7 protein-coding genes are annotated in these 9,615 nt (G+C 66.6%); all 7 read right to left on the reverse strand.

The annotated features are described in order from the left end of the window. Nucleotides 1–109: 109 nt before the first annotated feature. The 7 genes from VFW45_12930 to pgl all read right to left on the reverse strand — a co-directional run bounded on the left by VFW45_12930 (nucleotide 110) and on the right by pgl (nucleotide 9,117). Nucleotides 110–901, reverse strand: coding sequence for a hypothetical protein (locus tag VFW45_12930; GenBank protein HEU5181687.1), 792 nt, complete (start codon nucleotides 899–901; stop codon nucleotides 110–112). A 4-nt stretch (nucleotides 902–905) separates the two neighbouring features. Continuing rightward, entirely contained in the window at nucleotides 906–1,376 is a 471-nt protein-coding gene (locus VFW45_12935) for a type II secretion system protein GspG (protein ID HEU5181688.1), read from the reverse strand. A 265-nt stretch (nucleotides 1,377–1,641) separates the two neighbouring features. Next, complete coding sequence (locus tag VFW45_12940) at nucleotides 1,642–3,198, reverse strand: mercuric reductase (protein HEU5181689.1); 1,557 nt, start codon at nucleotides 3,196–3,198, stop codon at nucleotides 1,642–1,644. Further along, complete coding sequence (locus VFW45_12945) at nucleotides 3,198–3,446, reverse strand: hypothetical protein (protein HEU5181690.1); 249 nt, start codon at nucleotides 3,444–3,446, stop codon at nucleotides 3,198–3,200. The genes VFW45_12940 and VFW45_12945 overlap by 1 nt, the downstream gene beginning before the upstream one ends. Nucleotides 3,447–3,502: 56 nt before the next feature. Beyond that, the gene (locus VFW45_12950) at nucleotides 3,503–6,193 is read right to left on the reverse strand and encodes a glucosidase (protein HEU5181691.1); all 2,691 of its coding nucleotides are present in this window, start codon (nucleotides 6,191–6,193) and stop codon (nucleotides 3,503–3,505) included. Between the two features lie 81 nt (nucleotides 6,194–6,274). Further along, complete coding sequence (locus tag VFW45_12955) at nucleotides 6,275–8,359, reverse strand: amylo-alpha-1,6-glucosidase (GenBank protein HEU5181692.1); 2,085 nt, start codon at nucleotides 8,357–8,359, stop codon at nucleotides 6,275–6,277. Beyond that, nucleotides 8,356–9,117, reverse strand: coding sequence for a 6-phosphogluconolactonase (gene pgl / locus VFW45_12960; protein HEU5181693.1), 762 nt, complete (start codon nucleotides 9,115–9,117; stop codon nucleotides 8,356–8,358). Before pgl ends, VFW45_12955 begins: the two co-directional genes overlap by 4 nt. Between the last annotated feature and the right edge of the window lie 498 nt (nucleotides 9,118–9,615).

Below are 9,615 nucleotides of genomic sequence, written 5' to 3' on the forward strand. Positions count from 1 at the left end.
CAAGGGGCCGACCCCGGTTCCCACCAGTCGTATGTTTCATTGATTTCGGAGGATGGAACCACGGCACCCGGCCCAGCATAGCACGACCGGGCCCATTGTTTTTCCGGGGTCAGTTCGAGGAGATGCGGGCCATTCCGACCACGACCACCCGCTCGCTCACCCAGAGGGTCTCTTCACGGCCGCTCAGGCGGATGGCATAGGCAGGAGAAGGGTTGCCCGTGGGGAAGTGATGCGAGCCCTCGTAGCCGACGATCTCGCCGAAGGGCTCCGTGCGGCTCTTGAGGCGCAGGACGGAGCCGTTGTCGTAATGCGTCATCTTCATCTTGATCGTGCCGTAGTTCAGGACGACGAGCGCCCCCAGCAGCAGAAAGGAAAGGATTGCCAGCGCGGGCACCATCATGCGGCGGTCCTTGGGCGTGGCGATCGAAGGCTTGGCGGCCGGGATGTACCCCTTCCGGAGGCGGTCGTAGGCGTTCCGCAGCGCCACCAGGCGCTCCTCTTCCTCCTCGGTGGGATTCTCGCGGAATCTCTTGATGAGGGTGAAATAAGTGGTGTTGATCTCTTCCAGAGAGGCACCCGGCTTGAGGCCGAGCGTCTCCAGGTAGCGGCTCTGCGGATCGCCGTTTCCCTTGCCGCCGGCCGGCGTCTCCTCACCGGCGTGCCGGGATGAAGGAGGCGCGGCGACGGGCGGCTTGCCGGCCGGGGCGCAGGACTTCCGGAGGCGGTCGTAGGCGTGCCGCAGCGACACCAGGCGCGCCTCCTCCTCCTCGGTGGGGTTCTCGCCGATCTTCTTGATGAGGGTGAAATAGGTGGTGTTGATCTGTTCCAGGGAGGCGCCCGGCTTGAGGCCGAGCATCTCCAGGTAGCGGTTCAGAGGATCGCCGTTTCCCTTGCCCGCCATGTGCTCACCACTTCGTCTGGATGAAGGAGCCGCCCTCCACCACGATGTCGGTGGTGAAGTCCAGCCAGCTGCCGGTGACGATGCCGTCGCTCGAGCCGTCCTTGCCGTAGGAGTAGATGCGGAATGTCAGGTTGCCGCCGGCCGTGGTGTAAGGCTCGTAGTAGAGGTTGTGATCCCAGCCGTCCAGCAGAGGGACCGATCCCGACACGGGGCGCAGGATCGGGGCAATATTGCTCACCGGCTGCAATCCGCCGCCCGGAAGGGTGCTGACATCGCTCTGGTAGCGGGTGATGGCGTCGGCGAGGCCGCGCAGGTTGGCCACGGTCCTGCCGAGGCGGGATTGGTCGAAGGCATAAAAGGCGCTGGAAATGCCGATGGCTGCGATGACCCCGATGAAAACCAGGACGATCATCATCTCGATAATCGAGAATCCCCGCTCGCCGGCGCGGGATTGCTGATCGATTCCTGGGCTCATGCCGTCCTCCTGCATCTTGAACCGGCGTGGGTGTGGCAGCAAGAAGCATTCCAGAGGGAGTGGGTGTCCCGAGACGGGTTCTTGACACCTCGCATCCGCTGTCAGGCCTGGGTTTTATGAGGAAGGCAGGCGGCGGGATCCGGTCGGGAGCGGCATCAGGAGTTTGCGAACGCGACACGGGGCGGCGAAGGGCCTGACGGAAACTGTCGGCGAGCGATGGCCTGCCGTCACTCGGAAGGTCTATCGGGCGGGCTATTCCGGAAGCCTAGCGCGTCCATTGCAGCCAGCGAGCCAGCAGCGCTTTGACCCTCGGGGTGAGGCGTGTCCGGTTGCAGGCATCGGCCGCCTGCTTGATGGCTTCCGCCTGCGTCGGATAGGGATGGACGACCCCTGAAATCGTCCCGAGTCCCAATCCGGCGTTCATGGCCAGCGTGATCTCGTTGATCATCTCGCCGGCGTGACGCGCCACGATCGTGGCTCCCCGGATTTTGTCGGTCCCTGTATCGACCAGGAGCTTCACGAACCCTTCGTCCTCGCCGTCGGCCAGGGCGCGATCCACTTCCGCCATCCGCCGGAGGAAGACCCGCACCGGGAGGCCGGCTGCGCGCGCCTCCGCCTCGGTGATTCCGACCCTGGCGACCTCGGGATCGGTGTAGGTGCAGCGCGGCAGCACCAGCGCCGAGACGCGCTTTCGGCCGAGGAAGAGAGCGTTCTGGATGACGATGCGCGCCGCCGCATCCGCGGCATGCGTCAGCTTGATCCCGGAGCAGACGTCGCCGGCGGCATAGATGCGCCGGTTCGTCGTCCGCAGCCGGTCGTCGACCAGGATTCCCTGGCGTGGATCCGACTTCACGCCCACGGCGTGGAGGCCCAATCCGTCGGCGTTCGGGGTCCGGCCGGCTCCGGCCAGGATCTCATCGACGATCACCCGCTCTTCGCCTTGCGTGCCGCGAAACACCAAGGCCTTGCCTCCGCCGTCGCGCTCGGCGCGCAACGGGCGGCTTCCCAGGAGCACGCGGATCCCTTCGCGATCGAAGACCTGCCGCAAGAGGTCGGAAGATTCTTCCTCCTCCTGGTTCAGGAGCCGGGGACGGCCATGGAACAGGGTGACCTCGCTCCCCAGCCGCCGAAAGGCCTGCGCCAGCTCGCAACCGACCGGTCCTCCTCCGATGACGGCCAGCCGGCGCGGCAGCTCGGTCAGAGAGAAGACGGTCTCGTTGGTGAGATAGCCGACCTCTTCCAATCCGGGGACGTCGGGACGGGAGGGCCGGGCGCCCGTGGCGATCACCGCCTTCTTGAAACGCAGCATCTGGTCGCCGACCTCCACCCGATCGGGGCCGGCGAAGCGGCCTTCGCCCAGGAAGACGTCGACGCCGAGGGACTGGAAGCGCGGCGCCGAGTCGTGGCGGCTGATGCGGGCACGGATGCCGCGCATCCGTGCCATCACCGCGCCGAAGTCGGCGGTGGCGGGGGCGAAGCCGCTGAACCCGAGCGCCGCGGCGGAGCGCGCCTCGTGCCAGACGCGGGAGGATCGCAGGATCGACTTGGAAGGGATGCAGCCGTAATTCAGGCAATCACCTCCCATCAGGTGGCGCTCCACGAGCGCGACGCGAGCGCCGAGGCCTGCCGCTCCCGCGGCGGTCACCAGTCCCGCCGTGCCGGCGCCCAGGACGACCAGGTTGTAGCGACTTTGCGGCGTGGGATTGGCCCAGCCGGAGGGATGGACGTTGGCAAGAAGCTCGCGATTGTGCTCGTCGCGCGGTGTCAGGTCCGGAGCTTCAGGGGAAGGACGGCTCTCAAGCTGCGGGTCGATCGGTGACATCAATCCCGGCTGTCTGATTGTTGCTCTTCCATGAGGGCTTCCAGCTCGGCGACCGCCTTGGCTCTTTCGCCCGCATTCCGCAGCTCCTCCAGCGATTGCTGGAAGGCCATGAGAGCCTCGAGCCTTTCCTGGGGCGTCAGCTTCAGATTGGCCCGCAGGAGGCTGCGATCGATATCCTGCTTATAGAGCTCGATGACCGGATCGGGACGGATAGGAACGTCGAGGAACGGACTTCGGTAGGACCTCATGAAAAAAGTATAGCACGCAGAAAGATGCGTGGACCGTGCGGCTTTGGGGGGGCCATCTAGGGTCCGGTGCCTTTCAATCGGTCGGCGGCCAGGTCTTCCAGGAAGCTGACGGCGAGCGCCGTCCAGCCGGTCTGGTGCGAGGCGCCCAGGCCCCGGCCATGATCGCCGTGGAAGTATTCGTAGAACAGAATCAGATCGCGCCAGTGGGGATCGCCGGCAAAGCGCGGGTCGTCGCCATGCACGGGACGCCGCCCCGTCCGGTCGGGCAGGAAGAGCGATGCCATCCGCCGCGCCAGCTCGCGCGAGACTTCCTTGAGCGTCAGCATCCTTCCCGATCCGGTCGGGCATTCCATCTTGAATCCGTCCCGATAGAAATGATGGTAGCGCTCCAGCGCCTCCACCAGCAGGAAGTTGACCGGGAACCAGATGGGGCCCCGCCAGTTGGAATTCCCGCCGAAGCGGCCGGAGAGCCCCTCTCCGGGCTCATAGCCGACGCGATACTCCTGCCCCGCCGCCTCGAAGCGATAAGGCCGGTCACGGTGCACCCGCGAAAGGGAGCGAATCCCATACGGCGAGAGAAACTCCTCCTCGTCCAGCAGGGTTCGCAGGACGCGCGACAGGCGCTCGCGCGACGGGATGGCCAGCAGGAAGTGCCGGTGTCCTTCCTCGCCTCTCGTCTCCATGTAGGAGATCTGATTCGCCAGATCGCTGCGATTCTCCAGGAACCAGGCGGCCCGCTTCTTGAATCCGTCCAAGCCGTGCAGCCCCGCCTCCTCGATGACCTCGACGGCGAACAGCGGAATCAGCCCGACGATCGAGCGCACTTTGAGGAGCAGCGAGGTCCCGTTCAGGTGCAGCCGGTCGTAATAGAAGCCATCTTCCTCGTCCCACAGCCCCGTTCCGCCGAGCTGGTTCATGGCGTCGGTGATGGCCACGAAGTGCTCGAAGAACTTGGAGGCCATGTCCTCGTAGGCCGGCTCCTCGCGCGCCAGCTCCAGGGCCATCGACATCATGGTGGATGCGTAGAAGGCCATCCAGGCCGTGCCATCGGCCTGTTCCAGGTGCCCGCCGTTGGGAAGCGGCTTGGAGCGATCGAAGACCCCGATGTTGTCCAGCCCGAGAAAGCCTCCCGAGAAGACATTCTTGCCGTCGGGGTCCTTGCGGTTCACCCACCAGGTGAAATTCAGCAGCAGCTTCTGGAAGACCCGCTCCAGGAAGACGCGATCGCGTCCGCCGCGTCCGCCGGTCATCTTGTAGATCCGCCAGGCGGCCCAGGCATGCACCGGTGGGTTCACGTCGCCGAAGGCGAACTCGTAGGCCGGGATCTGCCCGTTGGGATGCATGTACCACTCGCGCAGGAACAGGACCAGCTGCTCTTTGGCGAAGGCGGGATCCACCTTCGAGAAGGGGATCATGTGGAACGCCAGGTCCCAGGCGGCATACCAGGGATATTCCCACTTGTCGGGCATCGAGATCACGTCGCGGTTGTAGATGTGGGTCCACTCATGGTTGCGCCCGTTGCGGCGCTCACGCGGCGGCGGGGGCTCGCCGGGATCTCCCTCGAGCCATTCCCGCACGACGTAGTGATAGAACTGCTTGCTCCACAGCAGCCCCGCGTATCCTTGCCGGCAGACGGCGGCTTGCGCGTCGGTGAGGCTCGCCGGCAGGCGCGCGGCGTAGAAGGCATCGGCCTCCTGTTGCCGCAACGCGAAGATCGCCGCGAAGCTCTTGCCGAGAGGATCGGCCGGAGGCGAGGCCTCCATGAAGAGCCGCAGATGGATCACTTCGGATTCTCCGGCGGGGACTTCCAGGAGGTAATGGGCCGCGGCCTTGGTCCCGGGGCCCTGGAGGCTGATTGCCTCGGCCCGTCCCGCGATCAGCGCCTCGTGGAATGCATCCTTCACGTAGGTGCTGGCGGAGGGAGTGCCGAAGATGCGCTGGGTGTTGGTCTCGTTCTCGGTGAACAGCCATGTCGGACGGACGCCGCGCCGCGACGGCGAGGCCGCCAGGCGCATCTCGCCCAGGGTCGCGTGGCGGGCCGCCAGGCTCATCCGATCGGCGAGGCGGATCTCCGGTTTCGCTCCCGGCAAGTGCGCGTCCCAGCGCCAGGTATTGCGGAACCAGAGAGTGGGAAGCAGGTGAAGCGACGCCGTTTCGGGGCCGCGATTGGAGGCGGTGAGGCGGATGAGGATGTCATCGGGCCCGTCCTTGGCGTACTCGACGAAGAGATCGAAATAGCGGCTGTCATCGAAGAGGCCGCTGTCGGCGATCTCCCACTCGCCCAGGTCGCGGCCGCGCTCGCGGTTCTCTTTCACGACGCGGTCGTACGGATACGCGGCATGCGGGTATTTGTAGAGGGCCTTCATGTAGCTGTGCGTGGGCGTGGCATCGAGATAGAAATAGGACTCCTTCACATCTTCGCCATGGTTGCCTTCCGGACCGGAAAGCCCGAACAGGCGCTCCTTGAGAATCGGGTCGCGGCCGTTCCACAGCGCCGGCGCGAAGCAGAGGCGGCACTCGCGGTCGGCCAGCCCGAGAAGCCCATCCTCTCCCCAGCGGTAGGTCCGGCTGCGGGCGTGGTCGTGCGGGAAATAGCTCCAGCAGTCGCCGTCGGCGGAGTAGTCCTCGCGGATGGTGCCCCACTGTCTCTCGGAGAGATAGGGGCCCCAGCGCTTCCAGTTCTTCTGCCGCGTCGCGTCCTCCGCGAGGCGGAGCTGCTCGGGATCGAGGCCGTCCGATGGCTTCATCGATCCGTCAAGGTATCCATTTTGTGTGGGATCACGCAAGCGGGAGCCCCTTTCGGGCCGAACGATCGACGGCAAACCGGGTCAGGGAGTCGGAGCGGAAACCGGAACGCGGCGGCGCGTGCGGAGGGGATTGTAGGGAACGGCCGATGCCAGCACCTGGTCGCGCAGCCGCAGCGCTTCGCCGAGCGACCATGCCTGGAAGGGGCAGCCGCGCGGCGTGTGGGGCGGCTCGGCGTCGGCAATCTCGGAGAGATGGCCCAATCCGGTGGCGCCGATTTGGGCGAGCAGGGGGTTGAGGTAGCGCTCGCGCGCTTCGGAGACGGCGGTGGGGGATCCGCCATGAACCCGCACCCAGGCCTCGACGAAGGGCCCGATCAAGTAGGGCCAGGCGGTCCCCTGATGGTAGGCGGCGTCACGCTCGAGGACGCCCCCGAAGTAGCGCGGGGAATAGCCTATCTCGCCGGGAGCGAGAGAGCGCAGCCCCAGCGGGGTGAGCAATCGAGTCTCGACGGCGGTCACCACACGGCGCGCCTTCTCACCATCGAGCAGCGCCAGCGGGAGCCCTCCGACGGCGTAGATCTGGTTGGGCCGGAAGGTGGGATCGTTCACCCCCGGCCGATGACCCACGTCGACGACGTCGTACAGGAATCCGCGTTCCTCGTTCCAGAAGCGCGCTTCGAAGGCGGTCTTGCCGCGCTGCAGCGTCTCCTCCCAGCGCTTCGAGAAGGTCGTGCCGATGGCCAGCGCATTGAGCCAGAGCGCCTGCACCTCCACCGGCTTGCCGATGCGCGGCGTGACCACCCAGTCTCCGATCTTGGCATCCATCCAGGTGAGCTGGACTCCCGGCTCGCCGCAGCGCAGCAAGCCGTCCTCGTCGCAGACGATCCCGAAACGTGTGCCGTAGGTGTAGCCCTCCAGGATCGCCTCCACGGCGTCCTTGAGCCGCTTCTGCTCCGAGGGTCCAAGCCGGCCGCGCCGCACCCGGGTGGCCTGCATCAGGTCATGCACGGCGACGATGTACCAGAGAGAAGCGTCCACCGAGTTGTACTCGGGGAGCTCGCCACGGTCGGGGAAACGGTTCGGCAGCATGCCGGCCGACACGGCGCCGGACCATTCGATCAGGATTTCGCGGGCCTCCCGAAGGCATCCCGCGGCGAGGCAAAGGCCGCGCAGCGCGATGAAGGTGTCCCGCCCCCAGTCGGAGAACCAGGGGTAACCGGCGATCAGGGTCCGACCGCGGCCGCGCCTCACGAGGTAGGCGTCGGCGGAGCGATGCAATCGGGTCGGAAAATCCGCTCGTCGCTTCTGCTCGGCGCGCCGGTACCCCTCGAAGGCGACCATGGCGCCGCGCTTGGTGGGGCCGGGAGACTGCTCCAGATTCTCGGCCGAAAGGATCATGACCGCCTCTTTCTCCGAGAGGTCGAAGCGGAACTTTCCCGGAGAGGCGAGATCTTCCAGGTAGTCCAGGCCCCGGGCACGCTCCTCCCAGTAAAGGAAGCCGCGATACCACTCGGGCTCGTGCTCGTAGCCGCCGTTGAACTGCACGCCGATCCCGGGGATTCCCCCGGGGTAGGGTATCCAGAGGAGCCGCCCCGGCGCCGCCGCCTCGGGCTCGAACCGGAAGGCGTCGTTCTCGCTCTGCAGCTCGTGCATGTGGCGGCCCGAGAAGAAGGGACGGATTGTCAGCCGTGTCCTACCGGTGGAGGTGAGCAGCCGCCAGCGCAGGCAGGTGACGGGAACCTCGTGCCGGACGAACAGCTCCTGCTCCAGGGTCGTGCCGTCGTGCAAGTCGAAGGTCCAGCGCGGCCAGGGATCGTCGGTGAACGAAACCAGCCGTTCGTAGCCGCGCGGATTCTCGACGTCGGGAGCGTAGCACTGCGTCGAGATCGGAAAGGATCCGCTGGGAGTCTCGACCCATGCGTCGAGTCCGTTCACCAGGACGAAGCGCTCGGCCGGCGGGCGGGCCGAGGCGAGAAGAAGCGCGTGATAGCGCCGGGTGCGGGGCCCGGCCACGACGCCGGAGGCGTAGCCGCCCAATCCATCGGACTCGAGCCACTCCCGCTGCGTGTCGCGCTCGCCTCTGGTGGCGAGCTCGGGAAGGTGCTTTGCTTCACCGGCCGCGGAGCCTATCCGCAGAAAGTCTTCGCCGGTCCGGCTGTCGCTCATGATCGGCTCCCTTCACTCCGCAGCTGTGCAGCCGCGGCGCGATCGACGTAGAAGAGCCGCCGGCCATCGACGGGGCGCGCGGCGCGAGCGGGGAAGCGGTCGGCAGGTGCGTCCCCCTCCAGCACCTCGCGCAGGATGGCGGCTTTTTCGCCCCCGCTCACCAGGAACAGGACCTCGGCCGCCCGGTTGATCACCGGAAGCGTGAGGGTGATGCGATGCGCTCGGACCGATTCGACCCAGGCCGAGGTGACGAAGCGGGAAGTCTCCTTCAGGGCCGGGCTCCCGGGGAACAGGGAGGCGGTATGGCCGTCGGCCCCCAGCCCCAGGAAGATCAGATCGAAGCGGGGAACCTCGCCATCCGCGACCCTGAAGAACTGCCGCAGGATGTAATCCCCGTACTCCGCCACCTGCGCCGGGTCCTCCAGCTCGGTGGCCAGACGGTGCGCATTCCAGGGGGGTGCCGGAATGCGGGACAGCAGTGCCCGGTAAGCCATGCCGTAATTGCTGTCCTTATGATCGGGAGGGACGTGGCGCTCATCGGAGAAGAAAAACTGCACGGAGTCCCAGGGGACGCGGTCGCGGTACTCGGTCCCGAGCAGCTCGTAGGTCCGGCGGGGAGTGGACCCGCCGGATAGCGCTACGGTGAAGGTCGTGCCGGTCTCGCTGGCGCGCCCCGCCAGACGCGCGAACTCCCCGGCGGCGGCATGGGAAAGCGCATCCAGGTCGGGAAAAACCTGGAGTTCGGTTTCACGGGGCATCCAACCCTCCTCGGAGGGGAGGAAATCAGGGCCAAACAAGCTCCGCGTCCGCATTGTCGATTACATGACGCGGCCACTCATCTTACCGCGCTTCCCGCGCAGTCAGTAATGATAGGGGCCACTTTCGGCGCGAATCCTGAGTGGCGCCGCCCGCTTCGCGCCTCGCGACGACCTCGTGCTATGCTCTGGAGGATTCCGACAAGCTCCCGGTCTTCGCGGACGATAGACGCACCCGATCCCCGCGAAATCCGCCCGATCGCGCCACCCGACGGCTCATCCGGCCGCCGCACCGTCCCTGTTGCCGCCGTAAAAAGCGCGCCGGGAGCGCGGCCTCGAGGACAGCGAGTGATCGAAGGCACCGCAACGCCTCTCCCTCCCCTGGCCCCGGCCGGCGGTCCCCCCCGCGCGGTCCTGCTCCTGGTGCATCCCCGCCGGCTGTACCTTTACTGGGTCCTCGATGCCCATTTGAGCGAGCTTCTCGACGGCTCCGAGGGTCCC

The organism is Candidatus Polarisedimenticolia bacterium (genome assembly GCA_035764505.1).
In the GTDB taxonomy this organism is placed as follows: domain Bacteria; phylum Acidobacteriota; class Polarisedimenticolia; order Gp22-AA2; family AA152; genus AA152.

Bases quoted from the DNA above. Each gene is read 5' to 3' on its own strand.
- VFW45_12950 (HEU5181691.1), bottom strand. From the start codon at position 6,193: ATGAAGCCATCGGACGGCCTCGATCCCGAGCAGCTCCGCCTCGCGGAG.
- VFW45_12940 (HEU5181689.1), bottom strand. From the start codon at position 3,198: ATGTCACCGATCGACCCGCAGCTTGAGAGCCGTCCTTCCCCTGAAGCT.
- VFW45_12935 (HEU5181688.1), bottom strand. From the start codon at position 1,376: ATGAGCCCAGGAATCGATCAGCAATCCCGCGCCGGCGAGCGGGGATTC.
- pgl (HEU5181693.1), bottom strand. From the start codon at position 9,117: ATGCCCCGTGAAACCGAACTCCAGGTTTTTCCCGACCTGGATGCGCTT.
- VFW45_12955 (HEU5181692.1), bottom strand. From the start codon at position 8,359: ATGAGCGACAGCCGGACCGGCGAAGACTTTCTGCGGATAGGCTCCGCG.
- VFW45_12930 (HEU5181687.1), bottom strand. From the start codon at position 901: ATGGCGGGCAAGGGAAACGGCGATCCTCTGAACCGCTACCTGGAGATG.
- VFW45_12945 (HEU5181690.1), bottom strand. From the start codon at position 3,446: ATGAGGTCCTACCGAAGTCCGTTCCTCGACGTTCCTATCCGTCCCGAT.